At 68.7% G+C, this 18,929-nt stretch carries 16 protein-coding genes; 9 read left to right on the top strand and 7 right to left on the bottom strand.

The genetic code is table 11. From position 1 onward, the window contains the following. Positions 1–125: 125 nt before the first annotated feature. The 6 genes from EA796_RS02180 to EA796_RS02155 all read left to right on the top strand — a co-directional run bounded on the left by EA796_RS02180 (position 126) and on the right by EA796_RS02155 (position 8,199). Entirely contained in the window at positions 126–455 is a 330-nt protein-coding gene (locus tag EA796_RS02180; RefSeq protein WP_122107359.1) for a hypothetical protein, read from the top strand. Positions 456–548: 93 nt separating this feature from the next. Next, positions 549–1,808: a TolC family protein gene (locus EA796_RS02175; RefSeq protein ID WP_122107358.1), complete on the top strand. Its 1,260-nt coding sequence runs from the start codon at positions 549–551 to the stop codon at positions 1,806–1,808. Further along, positions 1,805–3,301 (top strand): efflux RND transporter periplasmic adaptor subunit, encoded by a 1,497-nt coding sequence (locus EA796_RS02170; protein WP_122107357.1) that lies wholly within the window; start codon positions 1,805–1,807, stop codon positions 3,299–3,301. The genes EA796_RS02175 and EA796_RS02170 overlap by 4 nt, the downstream gene beginning before the upstream one ends. Next, on the top strand, positions 3,298–6,423 hold the full coding sequence (locus EA796_RS02165; RefSeq protein WP_122107356.1) for an efflux RND transporter permease subunit: 3,126 nt from the start codon (positions 3,298–3,300) through the stop codon (positions 6,421–6,423). Before EA796_RS02170 ends, EA796_RS02165 begins: the two co-directional genes overlap by 4 nt. A 71-nt stretch (positions 6,424–6,494) precedes the next feature. Beyond that, positions 6,495–7,232, top strand: a complete 738-nt coding sequence (locus tag EA796_RS02160; RefSeq protein WP_122107355.1) for a helix-turn-helix domain-containing protein — start codon at positions 6,495–6,497, stop codon at positions 7,230–7,232. A gap of 100 nt (positions 7,233–7,332) precedes the next feature. Then, positions 7,333–8,199 carry a sterol desaturase family protein gene (locus EA796_RS02155; protein WP_122107354.1) on the top strand — a complete coding sequence of 289 codons (867 nt, stop codon included), beginning with the start codon at positions 7,333–7,335 and terminating at the stop codon, positions 8,197–8,199. Positions 8,200–8,282: 83 nt separating this feature from the next. Here the strand turns inward: EA796_RS02155 and EA796_RS02150 are convergent, their stop codons facing one another. The 6 genes from EA796_RS02150 to metR form a co-directional block, all read right to left on the bottom strand. Then, positions 8,283–8,708, bottom strand: coding sequence for a hypothetical protein (locus tag EA796_RS02150; protein WP_122107353.1), 426 nt, complete (start codon positions 8,706–8,708; stop codon positions 8,283–8,285). Positions 8,709–8,727: 19 nt separating this feature from the next. Beyond that, on the bottom strand, positions 8,728–11,115 hold the full coding sequence (locus EA796_RS02145) for a heavy metal translocating P-type ATPase (protein WP_122107352.1): 2,388 nt from the start codon (positions 11,113–11,115) through the stop codon (positions 8,728–8,730). Beyond that, positions 11,112–11,783, bottom strand: coding sequence for an isoprenylcysteine carboxylmethyltransferase family protein (locus EA796_RS02140; RefSeq protein WP_122107351.1), 672 nt, complete (start codon positions 11,781–11,783; stop codon positions 11,112–11,114). The genes EA796_RS02145 and EA796_RS02140 overlap by 4 nt, the downstream gene beginning before the upstream one ends. A 16-nt stretch (positions 11,784–11,799) precedes the next feature. Beyond that, positions 11,800–12,021: a DUF2933 domain-containing protein gene (locus EA796_RS02135; protein WP_122107350.1), complete on the bottom strand. Its 222-nt coding sequence runs from the start codon at positions 12,019–12,021 to the stop codon at positions 11,800–11,802. 88 nt (positions 12,022–12,109) lie between these two features. Then, positions 12,110–12,529: a hypothetical protein gene (locus EA796_RS02130; protein ID WP_122107349.1), complete on the bottom strand. Its 420-nt coding sequence runs from the start codon at positions 12,527–12,529 to the stop codon at positions 12,110–12,112. Positions 12,530–12,618: 89 nt separating this feature from the next. Continuing rightward, positions 12,619–13,536 (bottom strand): transcriptional regulator MetR, encoded by a 918-nt coding sequence (metR, locus tag EA796_RS02125; protein ID WP_122107348.1) that lies wholly within the window; start codon positions 13,534–13,536, stop codon positions 12,619–12,621. Positions 13,537–13,733: 197 nt separating this feature from the next. Between metR and metE the strand changes: the two genes are divergently transcribed. Next, positions 13,734–16,037, top strand: coding sequence for a 5-methyltetrahydropteroyltriglutamate--homocysteine S-methyltransferase (metE, locus tag EA796_RS02120; protein WP_122107347.1), 2,304 nt, complete (start codon positions 13,734–13,736; stop codon positions 16,035–16,037). A 248-nt stretch (positions 16,038–16,285) separates the two neighbouring features. Continuing rightward, positions 16,286–17,275 (top strand): alpha/beta fold hydrolase, encoded by a 990-nt coding sequence (locus EA796_RS02115; RefSeq protein WP_122107346.1) that lies wholly within the window; start codon positions 16,286–16,288, stop codon positions 17,273–17,275. Positions 17,276–17,407: 132 nt separating this feature from the next. On the opposite strand, the gene EA796_RS02110 is transcribed toward EA796_RS02115, so the two are convergent. Beyond that, positions 17,408–17,665 carry a DUF6316 family protein gene (locus tag EA796_RS02110; RefSeq protein ID WP_122107345.1) on the bottom strand — a complete coding sequence of 86 codons (258 nt, stop codon included), beginning with the start codon at positions 17,663–17,665 and terminating at the stop codon, positions 17,408–17,410. Positions 17,666–17,946: 281 nt separating this feature from the next. Between EA796_RS02110 and EA796_RS02105 the strand changes: the two genes are divergently transcribed. After that, positions 17,947–18,909: a DMT family transporter gene (locus EA796_RS02105; RefSeq protein ID WP_122107344.1), complete on the top strand. Its 963-nt coding sequence runs from the start codon at positions 17,947–17,949 to the stop codon at positions 18,907–18,909. The last annotated feature ends 20 nt before the right edge of the window (positions 18,910–18,929 follow it).

The following is an 18,929-nucleotide window of genomic DNA, read 5'->3' as shown; positions in this document are numbered from 1 at the left end:
AGAGTTGTAACCGGGCTTGGCCGAGGCGGTGCGATGCCCAGCGGTTGTCGCAGGGCGCAGAGGGCTGAGGTAGCCTTGAGCCCGGTCAATTGCCGCCGACCTGGCGGCGCACTAGACTGCCTGGCATGAACGCCATGGCCCGCCTCTATCTGGTCTTGCTGCTGACGCTGGTGCTGCCCCTGCAGTCCCTGGCGGGCCTCCTGCCGCAGGGCGATCCCTGCCCGATGAGCCAGGGCAGCGGCCAGCCGGGCGACTGCTGCGACGACGAGGCGATGGCCGCTGGCGATCAACTGTGCGCCGAGATGTCGCAGTGCTCCAGCGCCGGAGCCTCGTTGCTCGGCAGCCAGCCGCCGCGGATGGACGGGCTGCTCGCTCCCTCGCGGCTTGCCTGGCAGGCTCTCGCCGATCCCCTGTCACGACCTTCGCTCGCGCCCTGGCGTCCGCCCCGGGCCTGATTCCCTCGCCAACCTCGATGCCCTCCGTGCAGCCCGGCTGCCGGCGGGGGGCTGTGCGTCCCGCGGACGCTGGTTTTCGACAGGAATCGACCGATGTCCATTGCCTATTCGCGCCTCGGTCCGCTGCTGGCCGGCGCCGTGTTGGCCAGCCTCGCCAGCATGCCGAGTCTGGCCCTGACCCTGGAGCAGGCCCTGCTCCTGGCCGGGCGTGAAGCGCCCAACCTGATGGCGCGCGCCGCCGAACTGGAGGCGGCGCGCCAGGCCGCCGTGCCCGCCGGCGAGCTGCCCGATCCGAAACTGCTGCTGGGCCTGCAGAACCTGCCCATCGAAGGGCAGGAGCGCTGGCGCCTGGATGCCGAGTCGATGACCATGCGCATGCTCGGCGTTATGCAGGAGGTACCCAACCGCGCCAAGCGCAGCGCCCGGGTCGAGCTGGCGCGGGCGGGCATCGACTCGGCCGCGGCCCAGGAGCAGGTCGAGCGCCTGCAGGTGCAGCGGCAGACCGCCCAGGCCTGGATAGTCGCCCAGGCCCTGGAGCAGCGCCTGCAGCTGTTCCAGGAGTTCTATGCGGAGAACCGCCTGCTCGAGCGGGCGGTGCAGGCGCGCCTGGCCGGCGGCCGCGGACCGAGCGCCGACAGCCTGGCGCCGCGCCAGGAGGCCCTGGCCCTGGCCGAACGCGAGGACGAGTTGCAGCAGCAGCGCAGTCAGGCCCGCGCCGTCCTGCGTCGCTGGGTCGGCGCGGCGGCCGACGAGCCACTGCGCGGCCCCTTGCCCGACTGGCCGGTGGACGAGGCGCGCTACCGCCATGCCTTGCCCCAGCACCCCGAACTGCAGGCCTTCGTCCCGCAGACCCGTGAGGCCGAGGCCCGGGTCAAGCTGGCCGAAGCCGACAAGCGCCCCGACTGGAGCTGGGAACTGGCCTATCAGCAGCGTGATCGTGCCTTCGGCGACATGCTCTCGCTGCAGCTGAGCATCGACCTGCCGGTGTTCGCCGGCAGCCGGCAGAACCCGCGCATCGCCGCCCAGCGCGCCGAGCTGCTGGCCCTGGAGGCCGAGCGCGAGGCGTTGCTGCGCGAGCATGCCCTGCAGCTGGCCATGGAACTGGCCGAGCACCGTCGCCTGCAGCGCGCCGTGGAGCGCAGCCAGGAGCAACTGCTGCCCCTGGCCGAGCAGCGGGTACGCCTGAGCCTGGCCGACTACCAGGCCGGGCGCGGCGAGCTGAGCGAGCTGATCGCCGCCCGCCGCGAGCGGGTGGAGGCGCAGTTGCGCCATCTGGACTTTCTCGAACAGCGGGCGCTGGTCGCTGCCCGCCTGCATTTCGCTTACGCCAATCATCAGGAGCGTGACCAATGAGCCCTTCACCGATCCAGGCCCTGGGCCTCGTCGTCCTGATTGCCGTCGGCGCGGCCAGCGGCTACTGGCTTGGCCGCCAGCAGCATGCACAACCGCCCGTGGCGGCCGACAGCGAGCGCCCGGTGCTCTACTGGTACGACCCCATGTACCCGCAGCAGCGCTTCGAGCAGCCGGGCAAGTCGCCCTTTATGGATATGGACCTGGTGCCGCGCTACGCCGATACGCAGGCCGGCGATGCGCCGAGCACGGCCATGGCGATCGACCCGCGCCTGACCCAGAACCTCGGCATGCGCCTGGCCCGCGTGGTGCGCGGGCCGCTGCATGGCGAGCTGGATGCGGTCGGCAGCCTGGGCTTCGACCAGCGCGACGTGGCCCTGGTGCAGACGCGCAGCGCCGCCTTCGTCGAGCGGGTCTACCCGCTGGCGCCCGAGGACCTGCTGGCGGCCGGCGCGCCGCTGGTCGATCTGCTGGTACCCGACTGGCTGGCGGCGCAGGAGGAATACCTGGCCCTGCGCGATCTCGACCAGCCGCCGCTGTTGGCCGCGGCGCGCCAGCGCCTGCAACTGGTGGGCATGCCGGCGGCGCTGATCGCGCGCCTGGAGCGCAGCGGCCAGGTGCAGCGGGTGTGGACGGTGACCAGCCCGATTGCCGGGGTAGTGCAGGAGTTGCAGGTGCGCGAGGGCATGACCCTCAGCGCCGGGCAGAGCCTGGCGCGGATCAACGGCCTACAGCGGGTCTGGCTGGAGGTGGCGCTGCCCGAGGCGCAAGCCAGCGCGATCGAGCCCGGCCAGCCGGTCGAGGTGTTGCTGCCGGCCCTGCCGGGGGAGAGTATCGGCGGCCGTATCGAGGCGCTGTTGCCCGAGGCCAACCTGGACAGCCGCACCCTGCGCCTGCGGGTGGTGCTGGACAACCCCGAGGGCCGCCTGCGCCCCGGTATGAGCGCGCGGGTGCGCCTGCAGCACAGCCAGGGCAGCGAGACCCTGCTCCTGCCCAGCGAGGCGGTGATCCGCAGCGGTCGGCGCAACCTGGTGCTGCTGGCCGAGGGCGAGGGCCGCTACCGGCCGCTGGAAATCCGCATCGGCCGCGAGCAGGGCGACCAGGTCGAAGTCCTCGAAGGCCTGAGCGAGGGCCAGCAGGTGGTGGTTTCCGGGCAGTTCCTGCTGGATTCCGAGGCCAGCCTGCGTGGCCTACTGGCCCAGGAACTGGGCCAGCCGGCGGCCGAGGTCAAGCTACAGCCGGCCCTGCATGAGGCCGAGGGGCAGATCGACGCCATCGAGGCCGATGGTCTGCTGCTCACCCATGGCCCGTTCAAGACCCTGGGCATGCCGGGCATGAGCATGTTCTTCCCGGTGGCCGATGCCGCCCTGCTGCAGGGCCTGCAGCCCGGCCAGCGGGTGCGCGTCGCGGTGCGCGAAAGCGATGAGGGGTTGCTGATCGAACGGATTCAGCCGCTGGCAGCCGCCGAGCATGGCGACCAGGAGGTACAGCCATGATCGCCGCGCTGATTCGCTGGTCCCTGGCCAACCGCCTGCTGGTGCTGCTGGCCACCCTGTTCGCCACCGCCTGGGGCGTCTGGGCGGTGCAGAACAGCGCCATCGATGCCCTGCCGGACCTGTCCGATACCCAGGTGATCATCCGCACGCCCTATGTCGGCCAGGCGCCGCAGATCGTCGAGAACCAGGTCACCTATCCGCTGGCCAGCGCCATGCTCTCGGTGCCGGGTGCCAGCGCGGTGCGCGGCTTCTCCTTCTTCGGCGACAGCTTCGTCTATGTGCTGTTCGAGGACGGCACCGACCTGTACTGGGCGCGCTCGCGGGTGCTGGAGTACCTCAGTCAGATCCAGGAACGCCTGCCGGCCGGGGCCAAACCGGCGCTGGGACCGGATGCCACCGGGGTCGGCTGGATCTACCAGTACGCCCTGGTCGACCGCAGTGGCCAGCACGACCTGGCGCAGCTGCGCGCCCTGCAGGACTGGTTCCTCAACTTCGAACTCAAGGCCCTGGCCAACGTCGCCGAGGTGGCGAGCATCGGCGGCATGGTCAAGCAGTACCAGGTGCTGCTCGACCCGATCAAGCTGGCCAGCCGCGGCATCACCCAGCAGCAGGTGGCGGCGGCCATCGGCGCGGCCAACCAGGAAAGCGGCGGCAGCGTGCTGGAACTGGCCGAGGCCGAATATATGGTGCGCGCCTCCGGCTACCTGCAGAGCCTCGCGGACTTTCGCGCCATCCCCCTGCGCCTGGACGCCGGCGGTGTGCCGGTGACCCTGGGCGAGGTGGCGCATATCCAGCTCGGCCCGGAGATGCGCCGCGGCATCGCCGAGCTGGATGGCGAAGGTGAGGTGGTCGGCGGCGTGGTGATCCTGCGCAGCGGGGCGAACGCGCGCAGCACCATCGCCGCGGTCAAGGCCAAGCTCAGTGAGCTGCAGGCCAGTCTGCCCGAGGGCGTGGAGATCGTTACCACCTACGACCGCAGCCAGCTGATCGACCGCGCGGTGCGCAACCTGGGCGAGAAGCTGGTGGAGGAATTTATCGTCGTGGCCCTGGTGTGCCTGGCCTTTCTCTGGCACCTGCGCTCCTCCCTGGTGGCCATCGTCTCGCTGCCGCTGGGGGTGCTGATTGCCTTTATCGTCATGCAGCAGCAGGGCATCAACGCCAACATCATGTCCCTCGGCGGCATCGCCATCGCCATCGGCGCCATGGTCGACGCGGCCCTGGTGATGATCGAAAACGCCCACAAGAAGCTCGAACACTGGCATGCCGAGCACCCGGACCAGCAGCTCAAGGGCGAGCGGCACTGGCAGGTGATAGGCGCGGCGGCGCTGGAGGTGGGCCCGGCGCTGTTCTTCAGCCTGATGATCATCACCCTGTCGTTTATCCCGGTGTTCACCCTGCAGGCCCAGGAGGGCCGCCTGTTCGGCCCCCTGGCCTTTACCAAGACCTACGCCATGGCCGCCGCGGCCGGGCTGTCGGTGACCCTGGTGCCGGTGCTGATGGGCTACTGGATTCGCGGGCGCATCCCCGACGAGCGGCGCAATCCGCTCAACCGTGGCCTGATTCGGATCTACCAGCCGGCCCTGGAATGGGTGCTGCGCTTTCCCAAGGCGACCCTGGGGCTGGCCCTGCTGGTGTTTCTCAGCGCACTGTGGCCGGCCAGCCAGCTGGGCGGCGAGTTCCTGCCGCCGCTGGACGAGGGCGACCTGCTGTATATGCCCACCGCATTGCCCGGCTTGTCCGCGCAGAAGGCCGCGCAGCTGCTGCAGCAGAGCAACCGCATGATCAAGACGGTGCCCGAGGTGGCGCGGGTATTCGGCAAGGCCGGGCGCGCCGACAGCGCCACCGACCCGGCGCCGCTGGAGATGTTCGAGACCACCATCCAGTTCAAGCCTCGCGAGCAATGGCGCCCCGGCATGACCGCGGAAAAGCTGGTGGAGGAGCTGGACCGCGCGGTGCAGATACCGGGGCTGGCCAACCTGTGGATCCCGCCGATCCGCAACCGTATCGACATGCTCGCCACCGGCATCAAGAGCCCGATCGGGGTCAAGGTGGCCGGCAGCGACCTGGCGCAGATCGATGCGGTGACCCAGGCGGTGGAGCGGGTGGCGCGCACGGTGCCCGGGGTCAGTTCGGCGCTGGCCGAACGCCTCACCGGCGGGCGCTATATCGATGTCGATATCGACCGCGTGGCGGCCGCCCGCTACGGCCTGAATATCGCCGAGGTGCAGGCGCTGGTGGCCGGCGCCATCGGCGGGATGAACGTCGGAGAAACCGTGGAGGGCTTGGCGCGCTTTCCCATCAACCTGCGCTACCCGCGCGAGTGGCGCGATTCCCTGAGCCGCCTGCGCGAGCTGCCGATCTACACCCCGGTGGGCAGCCAGATCACCCTCGGCACGGTGGCGCGCATTGCCATCAGCGACGGCCCGCCGATGCTGCGCAGCGAGAATGCGCGGCCCTCCGGCTGGGTCTATATCGACACCCGCGGCCGCGACATGGCCTCGGTGGTAGCCGACCTGCGCCAGGCCATCGCCGAGCAGGTGCGCCTGCAGCCGGGCATGAGCCTGAGCTTTTCCGGCCAGTTCGAGTTTCTCGAACGGGCCAATGCGCGGCTCAAGCTGGTGGTGCCGGCGACCCTGCTGATCATCTTCGTGCTGCTCTACCTGTGCTTCTCGCGACTGGACGAGGCGCTGCTGATCATGGCCACCCTGCCGTTCGCCCTGACCGGCGGCGTCTGGTTCCTCTACTGGCTGGACTACAACCTGTCGGTGGCCACCGGGGTGGGCTTTATCGCCCTGGCCGGGGTGGCGGCGGAGTTCGGCGTGATCATGCTCCTCTACCTGCGCAACGCCTGGGCCGAGCGCCAGGCGGCCGGGCAGGGCACGCCGGCGGCTTTGCTTGCGGCGATTCGCGAGGGCGCGGTGCAGCGGGTGCGGCCCAAGGCGATGACGGTGGCGACCATCATCGCCGGCCTGCTGCCGATCCTGCTGGGCAGTGGCAGCGGCAGCGAGATCATGAGCCGCATCGCCGCGCCCATGGTCGGCGGCATGCTTAGCGCGCCGCTGCTGTCGCTGCTGGTGCTGCCGGCGGCCTACCAGCTGTTGCGCCTGCGTGAGGTGCGCTAGGGTGCGCCGTGCGCACCGGGGCCAGCAGTGAAAGGCGGTGCGCCCATGCAGCGAGCTTCCCAGGAGGGGCCATGAAGACACAGGGGCATATTGCCTGGGCCGGCCAGGCCTGGATCGGTCCTGGAATCGGCCTGTTTCTCGGCCAGGCTGGGCACAACCAGGCGCACCGGCATATGGCCGTGCAGCTGGCCATCGGCCTGGATGGGGCCGTGCGGGTATGGGCCGCCGACGAGGCGCTGTGCGCGCAGGTGGTGGCGATTCGTGCCGGCACCCTGCACCGCATCGAGGCCGGCCGGCTGCTGTCGGTCTATCTCGACCCCTTCTGCGCCGAGGCCCGCGCCCTGGGCCTGAGCGAGCCGCTGCAGGGCCTCGAACTGGGCGAACCAGGCCCTCTGCTGCAGGCCCTGCAGCGGGGAGAGGGCGATGTGACCGAGTTGCGCCAGGCGCTGGGCCGTTATCTGCAGCTGCCGCCCGCGGCGTCCCTCGACCCGCGCCTGGCGCGGCTGCTGCCGCTGCTGGACGATCCCGACCATGACCTGCGGAGGCTGGCGCAGCAGGTGCACCTGTCGCCCAGCCGTTTCTCCCACTGGTTCAGCTCCAGCTGCGGCCTGCCGCTGCGCAGCTACCGCAAGTGGCACCGGCTGATCCGCGCCCTGCAGGCCATCGCCCAGGGCCATAACCTGACCACCGCGGCCCATGCCGCCGGTTTTGCCGATGCCGCGCATTTCTCCCGCAGCTTCCGCAGCCTGCTGGGCCTCGACCCATCCTCGGCCCTGGCCCGGGTGCAGCTGCACTCAGCGGAGCACTAAGCACAGCATCCGCTATTGCTCGGCAGCTTAGCCGTTTTGTTCAAGCGCCCCGAACCTCGCCGGCTGCACAGTGGCCCCAGTCACTTGCGAGGAGTTCGCCATGTCCGATATCCCCACCCCATTCAAGCTGCTGATCCGCTGGGGTAGCTATCCGTTGATCTTCGGCGGCAGCGCCATCCTGCTGCTGAGCCTGTTGCAGCGCGGCATCCCGGCCTGGCCGGCGAGCCTACCGATCGTCGCCCTGGCGCTGCTGGCGGTGGCCCTGCTGGAGCGCCTGCAGCCCTTTCGCTGCAGCTGGCTGGAGGACCATGACGACAGCCTGACCGATGCTATCCACCTGCTGGTCAACCTCGGCCTGATCCAGCTCGGCAGCCTGCTGCTGGGGCTGTTCGGGCCCTGGTTGAGCTTGGAGCTGTTTCCCCGGCACTGGCCCTGGTGGGCGCAGCTGCTGCTGGTGGCGGCGCTGATCGACTGCAGCCTGTACCTGATGCACCGCGCCAGCCACCGCTTCGCCTGGCTGTGGCGGCTGCATGCCCCGCACCACAGTGCCGAGCGCCTGTACTGGGTCAATGGCGAGCGTCGCCATCCCCTGAGCGCGCTGCTGCTGGCCGGTCCCGGTCTGGTGCTGCTGGCCCTGCTCGGCGCGCCGGCGCAGCTGTGCGCCACCTGGTTCGCACTGCTCACCGTGCACCTGGCCTTCCAGCACGCCAATCTGGACTACGACCTGGGGCCGCTGCGGCGCCTGCTGGCGGTGGCGCAGATGCACCGCTGGCACCACAAACGCGACTTCGAGGACGCCCAGGTGAATTTCGGCGAATTCCTGCTGCTCTGGGACTGGCTGCTGGGCAGTTACCACGACAGCGCCGAGCGCCTCGGCGAGGCCGAGGTCGGGCTGCGCGAGCGGGGCTACCCCAGGGGCTACCTGGGGCAGTTATGGCAGCCGTTTCGCCGGGCGTCGCAGGAGTAGGGTGCGCCCCTATGCCGGCGGCGAACGACGGTGCGCACGTCGCACCCTACGTGGCTCCGGCGGCCAACCGGAGCCGCGTCGGCTCACTGCCCGTTCGCCATCGACTGGTTTTCCAGCATCTGTTCCATCATCTGCATCATGTCCTGCATGTTCCGGTGCATGTCTTTCAGGCATTGCTGCTGCATGGGCGCATCCTTGGCCATCGGGCATTGGCTCTGCTGCATGCGCTGGTTCATCATGCCCATCTGCGAACGCATGGCCTGGCGGTGTTCGCTGCGGATTTTCTGCCGCTGCTGAGGGTCGGTGGTGCCGTGCATCTGCCGCATCATGTCCTGCATCTGCGACCAGTCCATCATCATGCCCTGGCCCATGCCTTGTCCCATGGGCATGCCTTGCTGGTTCTGCGCCAGCTGCTCCGGATGATGGGCCTGCTCGGCGAAGGCCGAGGCGGTGAGCAGGGTGCCGGCCAGAGCCAGAGCGGTCAGTGCGTTGCGTGAAGTGGTGTTCATGGTGATGCTCCTGCGTGGTTTACGGGGTGTGGCGAAGGCTGCCCAGGCGTACACGCTTGAGCAGAGCGGAATTGACGATCACCGACAGCGATGACAGGGCCATGGCGGCCGCCGCCAGGATCGGGTTGAGCAGGCCGAAGGCTGCGATGGGAATGCCGATGCTGTTGTAGACGAAGGCCCAGAACAGGTTCTGCTTGATCTTGCGCATGGTCGCGCGCGACAGCTGAATCGCGGCCACCACATCGCGCACGTCGTCGCGGATCAGGATGATGCTGCCGGTCTCCTTGGCCACGTCGGAGCCCGAGCCGATGGCGATGCCGATCTCGGCCGCGGCCAGGGCCGGGGCGTCGTTGACCCCGTCGCCGACCATGGCCACCACCTGGCCCTCGCCCTGTAGCTGGTGGATCACCGCGACCTTGTCGTCCGGCAGCACCTCGGCGATCACCCGGCCGATGCCGACCTGGCGCGCCACCGCCTCGGCGGTGCGCCTGTTGTCGCCGCTCAGCAGGACCACCTGGATACCGTCGGCCAGCAGCGCCGCGACCGCTTCGGCCGCCTCCGGCTTGACCGTGTCGGCCACGGCGATCACCCCGAGCAGGCGCTGCTCGACGCCGACCAGCATGGCGGTCTTGCCATCGGCTTCCAGGGCGACCAGAGTCGCCTCGGCCTCTGCGCTGGCGATCCCCTCGCGGGCGAACAGGCGCCGGTTGCCCAGCCAGACGGTGCGCCCTTCGACCGTGCCGGCGATGCCATGGCCGGCGATGCCCTCTATCCCACTGGCCTTCGGCAGGTGCATGCCGCGCTGGCGGGCGGCACGCACGATGGCCGCGCCCAGCGGATGTTCGGAGCCGGATTCGACGGCGGCGGCCAGTTGCAGCACCTCGTCCTCGACGGCGCCGCCGAAGGCTAGCAGGTCGGTCAGCTCGGGTTCGCCGCGGGTGATGGTGCCGGTCTTGTCGAACACCACGGTGGAGAGTTTCTCCGCCCGCTCCAGCACTTCGCCGCCGCGGATCAGGATGCCGTTATCGGCGCCCTTGCCGACCCCCACCATCAGCGCGGCGGGGGTGGCCACGCCGAGCGCGCAGGGGCAGGAGATGATCAGCACCGCGATAAAGGCCATCAGTCCCTGGGGAAAGCTGCCGGCCAGCCACCAGCCGAACAGCGCCAGGAAGGCCACGCCGACCACTGCCGGGACGAAGTAGGCGGTGACCTGATCGGCCAGGCGCTGGATCTGCGCGGTGCTGCCCTGCGCCTCTTCGACCATCCTGATGATCTGCGCCAGCGCCGTGTCGGCGCCGATCCGGCTGGCCTTGAAGCGGAACACCCCGCTGCGGTTGAGGGTGCCGCCGATCACCGCGCTGCCCGGGCGCTTGTCCACCGGCATCGATTCGCCGGTCAGCATCGACTCGTCGACGCTCGTCTGGCCTTCGCTGACCTCGCCGTCGGTGGGAATCTTCTCGCCGGGCTTGACCACCAGCATCTCGCCGACCATGACGTTTTCCACCGGCAGGTCGACTTCCTCGCCGTCGCGGAGCACATGGGCGATGGCCGGCTTGAGGTCGAGCAGGCGGCGCACCGCGGCCGAGGATTTCTTCTTGATGATCTCCTCCATGTAGCGGCCCAGCAGGACGAAGGCGATGATCACCGCCGAGACCTCGAAATAGACCTCGCGCTCGCCCACCTTGACCGGCAGCACCTCGGGAAAGAACAGCACCGCCACGCTGTAGAAGTAGGCCACCGAGGTGCCCATGGCGATGAGGAAATCCATGTTGATGTTGCGCGTGCGGATGGCATTCCACGCGCCCTTATAGAAGCTCCAGCCGCCGATGAACTGCACCGGCGTCACCAGCAGGAACAGCCACATGCCCCAGGTGAAGAACGGCAGCGCGTCGAACGGCACCCAGCTCATCAGCATGGCGCCGGTGGCCAGGCCGATAAAGGCGCCGGCGCGCAGCAGGGCCAGCGCCAGCACCCCGGTCAGGGCGATGGCCACGCGGGTCTGCATGGCTTTGAGTTCGGCCTCCGGCGACTCGAAGGTGCGCACGCAGCTGTCGCTGCAGAAGTAGTAGGTGCGCCCGCCGCGCTCGCGCGACAGCGCCGTGGCCTTGTCCACCATCATCCCGCAGATCGGGTCCTTGGCCAGTTGTCGGCCTGCGCTCGTCGGCGTGGCGGCAGCCGGCGCATGGCTGTGCTGGCAGGGCTGGGCGGCGCTGCCGGCGACGTAGCGCGGCGCATCGCGCAGGAACTCCTCGCGGCAATGCGCCGAGCAGAACCAGTAGCGGGTGCCGGCGAACTCGGCGCTGGCACTGGCCGCGGTAGGGGCGACGGCCATCCCGCACACCGGGTCGAGCACCTGTTCCTGGCCATCGGGCGCTGCCGTGGGCTGCGGCATGGGCAAGTGGTTCATGGTTGCTTCCTCGTGTCCGCGGCGGCGTGCGGGCGGGCCGTTGGCCAGGGCAGGAACGCCGGGGTGGCGTCGCGGTAGCGGCGATAGGTCTCGCCGAAGTGCACGAGCATCTCCTGCTCCTCACGCCTGGCCAGCTGCACGTACATCAGCAGCAGGACGGGGAGCATCAGCAGGGTCAGCAGGGTCGGCCACTGCAGCAGAAAGCCCAGCATGATCAGGGCGAAGGCCAGGTATTGCGGATGGCGAACGCGCGCGTAGGGGCCGCTGTCGGCCAGCTCGCCGGCCTGCTGCGCGCGATACAGCACGCGCCAGGCGCTGGCCAGCAGCCAGAAACCGGCGAAGATCAGCAGGTTGCCGAGGATATGCAGCGCGCCGAAGTGCGGATCGCCCTCTAGGCCCAGCAGGCTGTGCCACAGATGGCCGGCCTCGTGGGACAGCGGGTCGAGCTGCGGGTAGCGGCTCTGCAGCCAGCCGGCCAGCAGGTAGAGGGTCAGCGGCGCGCCGTACATCTCGACGAACAGCGCGACGATAAAGGCCGCGAAGCTGCCGAAGGTACGCCAGTCCCGCGCGCTGCTGGGCTTGAAGAAGCTGAAGGCGAACAGGATGAACACCAGTGAGTTGACTATCACCAGGCCCCACAGGCCGTAGGCCGAGCTTGTATGTTCCATAGGCTGTGCCTCCTGCTCAGTGGTGGTCGTGCGGGCCGTCTTTATCCCGACCATGGCCGCGGTGCATAAACAGATGCAGCAGCGGGCAGAGCAGCAGGATCAGATAGGGCAGGGCACCGAGCAGATGGGCTTCGTGCTCCTCCCAGAGGAGGAACAGGGCGATGGCGCCGAACAGCAGCAGGGCCGGCCAGAAACGCCAGGTAGTGGCCGCGGGGGCCGGACGCAGATCGTGAGACATGACGGACTCTCCAGGAATCGGAGGGAGCTTGCCGGCACGGCGAATGACCGGCGCGGGCAGGCTGCGCATTGCACTGGAAGAGGCGGGGTTACTCGTTGAAGCGCTGCAGTTGCAGGTGCAGGGGTGGCGGGAAACCGGGCGCGTGCGCGCAGGGGACGAGACGCAGCAGGCGGCCGCGCAGCCTGTCGGGCAGGGCGAGCAGGCCGGGCATGGCGATCAGCGCGGCCAGTGCCAGCAGCGACAGCAGTTGGTTGAAAAGGATGGTCTGCAGGGCGCTGCAGCTGTCGTCCAGCGCGCCGGCCTCAGCCGCGCCATGGCCGTGGGTGGTCTGCAGGAACGTGGCCGCTTCCTCGAGATTGAGAACGCTGGCCGATTCCTCGCCCAGCTGCTCATCCAGATGGACGTGGCTGCCGACATGGACGAGGGAGCAGCCGAGAAACAGCACGAGCCACAGCACCGCCAGGGGGCCGGCAAACCTCGAATGGCGCTGGCGCAGGGCTTGGATCATGGCGCGGGCCGCAGGTGGGTGAAAGTATTGTCAGTAAAGACCCGCCGCGTACGAGGCGCCTTGATCCAGATCAATGTCGCCGCTGGCCGTCAGCGCGCCACGCTGACCCCTTCCAGGCTGGCGAAGGAGGTGTCCTTGGCGGTCAGCAGGAAGTCGCGCATAAAGGGCGCATCCAGCATGTCGCTGCGGATCGCCGCATAGAGCGTGGCGAACAGGCCCTTTTCGCCCAGGCGCTTGGCGCTGACGTAGCCGCGCGAGCTGTACTCGTGCAGCGCCCAGTTGGGCAGGCCGCAGACGCCGCGGCCGCTGGCCACCAGCTGCATCATCATCACCGTCAGCTCCGAGGTGCGCACCTGCGCCGGCTCGACGTCGGCCGGTTCGAGGAAACGGGTGAAGATGTCCAGACGGTCGCGCTCCACCGGGTAGGTGATCAGGGTTTCGCTGGCTAGGTCCTCGGGCTGGATATAGGCCTTGCTCGCCAGGCGGTGCTGGTTGGCCACGGCGAGCATCGCCTCGTAGGTGAACAGCGGCACGTAGGTGATGCCGGCCAGCTCGATGGGATCCGAGGTCACCACCAGGTCCAGGTCGCCACGCGCCAGCGCCGGCAGCGGGGCGAAGGAGAAGCCCGAGGCCAGGTCCAGCTCCACCTCCGGCCAGGCATCGCGGAACTGGTCGATGGTCGGCATCAGCCACTGGAAGCAGCTGTGACACTCGATGGCCATATGCAGGCGGCCCGCGGTGCCACCGGCCAGGCGCGCCAGATCGCGCTCGGCACCGCGCAGCAGCGGCAGGGTGGCGTCGGCCAGCTGCAGCAGGCGTAGGCCGGCGCTGGTGAAGCGCACCGGCTTGGTCTTGCGCACGAACAGCTGCAGGCCGAGGCGTTCCTCCAGCTCCTTGAACTGGTGCGACAGCGCCGACTGGGTCAGGTGCAGGCGCTCGGCGGCCTCCACCAGGCTGTCGGTTTCGCGCAGGGCGTGCAGGGTTTTCAGATGGCGTAGTTCGAGCATGGCGGACTCACGGAACCTAGAGTGGATGACACTGTGTGTATCCACCGCCGGCGCGCGCCGCTCGATGGTGGATGGGGAAAGCCTCATCCAGGCTACATGAGTAATTCTATAGTTCAATACAAATATCTTGAGTTTGTCTCACTCGATGCGGATGCCGAGAATAGCGCCATTCCGATTTCCCTATGGAGCGTTCTGACATGGCCCTGTCCCATTCCCTCGGTTTTCCCCGTATCGGTCGCGACCGCGAACTGAAGAAAGCCCTCGAAGCCCATTGGCAAGGCACGCTCGACGAGACCGGTCTGCGTGCGGTCGGTCAGCGCCTGCGCGCCGAGCACTGGCAGCTGCAGAAGGACGCCGGCATCGAGCTGCTGCCGGTCGGCGACTTCGCCTGGTACGACCAGGTGCTCGGCCATTCCCTGGCGCTGGGCGTGATCCCCGAGCGCTTTCGTCCGGCCGCCGGCAAGCCGGGCCTCGATACCCTGTTCGCCATGGCCCGTGGCGCCGTTGGTAACCAGAGCGGCCACAGTTGCTGCGGCGGCGCCCACGCCCAGGAGCTGACCAAGTGGTTCGATACCAACTACCACTACCTGGTGCCTGAGTTTGCCGTCGACCAGCAGTTCGCCCTGAGCTGGGGACAGTTGTTCGAGGAAGTGGACGAAGCCCATGCCCTCGGTCACGCCGTCAAGCCGGTGCTGATCGGCCCGTTGACCTACCTGTGGTTGGGCAAGACCAAGGGCAGCGACTTCAACAAGCTGGAGCTGCTCGAACGCCTGCTGCCGGTCTACGGCGAGATACTCCAGCGCCTGGCCGCCCAGGGCGTGGAATGGGTGCAGATCGACGAGCCGATCCTCGCGCTGGACCTGCCGCAGGACTGGAAGAACGCCTTCGAGCGTGCCTACAACCTGCTGCAGCGCGAGCCGGGCAAGAAGCTGATCGCCACCTACTTCGGCGGCCTGGGGGACAACCTCGGCCTGGCCGCCAATCTGCCGGTGGACGGCCTGCATATCGACCTGGTGCGCGCGCCGGAGCAGTACCCGACCATCCTCGATCGCCTGCCGGCCTACAAGGTGCTGTCGCTGGGCGTGGTCAACGGCCGCAACGTCTGGCGCTGCGACCTGGACAAGGCGCTCGAGCTGCTGCGCCATGCCCACGAACGTCTGGGCGAGCGCCTGTGGGTGGCGCCGTCCTGCTCGCTGCTGCACAGCCCGGTGGATCTGGAACGCGAGGATCAGCTGGACGCCGAACTGAAGAGCTGGCTGGCCTTCGCCGTGCAGAAATGCCGCGAGGTCGCGTTGCTCGGCCAGGCGCTGGAGACGCCACAGGCGGCCGAGGTGCAGGCCGCGCTGGCGCAGAGCCGCGCGGTGCAGGCCGCCCGCGCCGCATCAAAGCGCATCCACAAGGCCGAGGTGCAGGCGCGCCTGGCGGCGATCCGCCCGCGTCATGCCCAGCGTCAGTCGCCCTTCGCCACGCGTAGCGCCAAGCAGCGCGCGCACCTGCAGCTGCCGCCGTTGCCGACCACCAGCATCGGCTCCTTCCCGCAGACCGCCGCCATTCGCCTGGCGCGCCAGGCGTTCAAGGCCGGCAAGCTGAGCGCGGCCGAGTACGCCGAGGCCATGCACAGCGAGATCCGCCACGCCGTCGAGGTGCAGGAAAACCTCGGCCTGGACGTGCTGGTGCATGGCGAGGCCGAGCGCAACGACATGGTCGAATACTTCGCCGAGCAGCTCGACGGCTACGCCTTCACCCGTTTCGGCTGGGTGCAGAGCTATGGCTCGCGCTGCGTCAAACCGGCGGTGATAGTCGGCGACCTGAGCCGTCCGCGGGCGATGACGGTGGACTGGATTCGCTATGCCCAGGGTCTGACCGCCAAGCCGATGAAGGGCATGCTGACCGGGCCGGTGACCATGCTGATGTGGTCCTTCCCGCGCGAGGACGTGCCGCGCGAGGTGCAGGCGCGCCAGCTGGCCCTGGCCATCCGCGACGAAGTGCTGGACCTGGAGGCGGCCGGCGTCAAGATCATCCAGATCGACGAGGCGGCCTTCCGCGAGGGCCTGCCGCTGCGTCGGGCCGCCTGGCGGGGCTATCTGGACTGGGCGACCGAGGCCTTCCGTCTGACCGCCAGCGGCGTGCGCGACGAGACGCAGATCCATACCCACATGTGCTACAGCGAGTTCAACGACGTGATCGAGTCCATCGCCGCCATGGATGCCGACGTCATCACCATCGAGACCTCGCGTTCGGACATGCAGCTGCTGGAGGCCTTCGAGCGCTTCGCCTATCCCAACGAGATCGGCCCGGGCGTCTACGACATCCACTCGCCGCGCGTGCCGGACAGCGCCGAGATGGCCGGCTTGCTGCGCAAGGCGGCCACGCGCATCCCCGTCGAGCGGCTGTGGGTCAATCCGGACTGCGGCCTGAAGACCCGCGCCTGGCCGGAGACCGAGGCGGCGCTGGTCAATATGGTCGCCGCCGCCAGGCAGTTGCGCGCCGAACTGGCCTGATCGGCGCTTCGCCCTGTCGGTTTGCCTGCGTTGGCGTTCCATGGGAGCCAGGGGCGTTGGGCTTCGTCGCAGGCTGCTCGACCCAACCTACGTCCGTAGGTTGGCGCTGAGCGCAGCGAAGCCCAACGCGGAGCCGCAGGGCGACCGCTCGTCTTCCTTCATCAAATTGTCATCGTTGTGTGGCAGCGCTCGCGAACGACTATCACCAGACTCGCGGTTCAGTGGGGTTCTGCGTTTCCGGTGTTTTCATGCGTCTATTTATTTTCCTGGCGGCGCTGCTGTGCGGCCTGCCGTCCTGGGCGGCGACTCGCTGCGAGCTCGAGCAACCGACCCGTTACGCGGACGTCGGCGACGTGCGCCTGGCCTACCAGAGCATAGGCAGCCAGCGCGACCCGGCGTTGCTGCTGGTCATGGGCCTGGGCGGGCAACTGATCCACTGGCCCGACGAGGTGGTCGAGCGCCTGTGCCAGCAGGGTTTTCGGGTGATACGTTTCGACAACCGCGATGTTGGCCTGAGCAGCTGGCGGCAGCCAGCGCCGACCATCAACCTGGGCTACGAGGTGCTGCGCTACCGCCTCGGCCTGGCGCCGGGCGCGCCTTACCGGTTGCGCGACATGGCCGACGACGCCCTGGGTCTGATGGACGCTCTGGGCGTCGCGGCTTTCCATGTGCTGGGGGCGAGCATGGGCGGCATGATCGCCCAGCACCTGGCCGACCTGGCGCCAGCGCGGGTGCTCAGCCTGACCCTGGTGATGACCAGCTCCGGCGCCCAGGGCCTGCCGGCACCGGACGAGTCGCTGCTGCGCCTGCTGGCGCGGCGCGAGGCGGGCAGCCGCGAGGCGGCGCTGCAGCAGCAGGCCGACCTGCTCGCCGCACTGGGCAGCCCGGCGGTGCGCGACGACCGTGCGCTGTTGCTGCAGCAGGCGCAGCTGGCCTACGACCGCGCCTTCAACCCCGAGGGTGTGCAGCGTCAGCTACTGGCGATCCTCGCCGAGCCGAGCCGGGTGGCGCTGCTGGGTCGCCTGCGGGTGCCGACCCTGGTGGTGCACGGCACCGCCGACCCGCTGCTGCCGGTGATGCACGGCGTGCACGTGGCGGCGCATATCCGGGGGGCCGAGCTCAAGCTGATCCCGGGGCTGGCCCATCGCTTTCAGGAGGCATTCAAGGAGCCGCTGCTGGCCGCGGTGCTGCCGCATCTGGCCGCGCACCGGCTGGATCTGGGGCTGGCAAGGCTTTGAAGATCGGCGAGCGTTTCCACTCGTTTGCACGATTTCAGGGGCGATTCGCGTAGCCGGTGGGGAAATCGCCGGCAAGCCAAATCATCAGCAAGCAGGCTCGAAGCGGCTAGGGTGCGGATCAGCGGGAGACGTTCAGAGTTCCTGATCCCGCTGGACTGTGCGGCGTTGCAGGTTGCCGATATGGTCGTTGCTATGGCGCAGCAGCTTGTTGGCCATGTTCACTCGATCGATATAGCGGGCTACAGCCAGTTCGGCGTCGTGGCGGGACGCAAAAGGCCCTTCCAGGGTGCCTTCTCGGGTCGAAAAGAAATATTGGCCGTTGACGGAACTCAGGCGGGAGCTGCGGTAATGCGTCCCAGGTTGGGCGTCGAGGCTGCGTTGACCGAACATAAAAAGGCTCTCCATCTACAGAGGCTGGATGATTTGAGTCTACTGCGCGCCTTGCGCCCTGCCGAGCGAAGCGACCAGTGGTCGAGGTTGTCGGCCTGATTGGTGCTTTTTGTCGATTTTTCCAAGATTTTGACGCCGGAAGTCTGACATTTTCAGAGGGAGGGCGGTACAGTTGTGCCGTGCAACGCCGCCTAACTGTTACTGTGCCGGTTGCGGTCCGCCTCCTAGAATGGCGCTTTGCGGCCCGAGCGACTTGCCGGGTCGCCCGCTTCGAGGTCGCCATGCATATCTCCTCCGGCCGTTGGCTCTACGGCCTGCTGCTCGCCCTGACCACGTCCGTGCTCTGGGGCATCCTACCGATCAAGCTGAAAGAAGTGCTGCAGGTGATGGACCCGGTCACCGTCACCTGGTACCGCCTGCTGGTGGCCGGCTCGCTGCTGTTCGCCTACCTGGCCGCGTCCCGCCGGCTGCCGCGCTTTCGCCCGCTGGGGCGCAAGGGCGCCTGGCTGCTGGCGTTGGCCATCGCCGGACTGACCGCCAACTACGTGCTGTACCTGGTCGGTCTCAATCTGCTCAGCCCCGGCACGACGCAGTTAGTGATCCAGGTGGCGCCGATCCTGCTGCTGGTCAGCAGCCTGTTCGTCTTCCGCGAGCGTTTCAGCCTGGGCCAGGGCATCGGCCTGGCGATCCTGCTGCTGGGCTTCGTGCTGTTCTTCAACCAGCGCCTGGGCGAGCTGCTGACCTCGCTCACCGCCTACACCGCCGGCGTGCTGATCGTCCTGGCGGCGGCCTTCGTCTGGACCTTCTATGGCCTGGCGCAGAAGCAGCTGCTGACCCTGTGGAACTCGGTGCAGGCGATGATGGTGATCTACCTGGCCTGCGCCCTGCTGCTGACGCCCTGGGCGCAGCCGCTGCAGGCGCTCGAGCTGAGCCCGTTGCAGGGCTGGCTGCTGCTGGCCTGCTGCCTCAACACCCTGGTCGCCTACGGCGCCTTCGCCGAGGCGCTGGCGCACTGGGAGGCCTCGCGGGTCAGCGCCACCCTGGCCGTCACCCCGCTGGTGACCTTCGCCTCGGTGGCCGTGGCGGCGAGCTGGTGGCCGGATCACGTGCAGCCCGAGCAGGTCAACTGGATCGCCTACGGCGGCGCCCTGCTGGTGGTGCTGGGCTCGGCGTTGACCGCGCTGGGGCCGTCGCTGCTGGCCGGGCTGCGCGCACGCAAGGCAAGGCGGCTGGCCAGGGCGTAGGGGGCGCCGCGCGCACCAGG

Source organism: Pseudomonas sp. AOB-7 (assembly GCF_003696305.1).
In the GTDB taxonomy this organism is placed as follows: Bacteria; Pseudomonadota; Gammaproteobacteria; order Pseudomonadales; family Pseudomonadaceae; genus Aquipseudomonas.
This window is presented reverse-complemented; position numbering and strand designations above follow the sequence as displayed.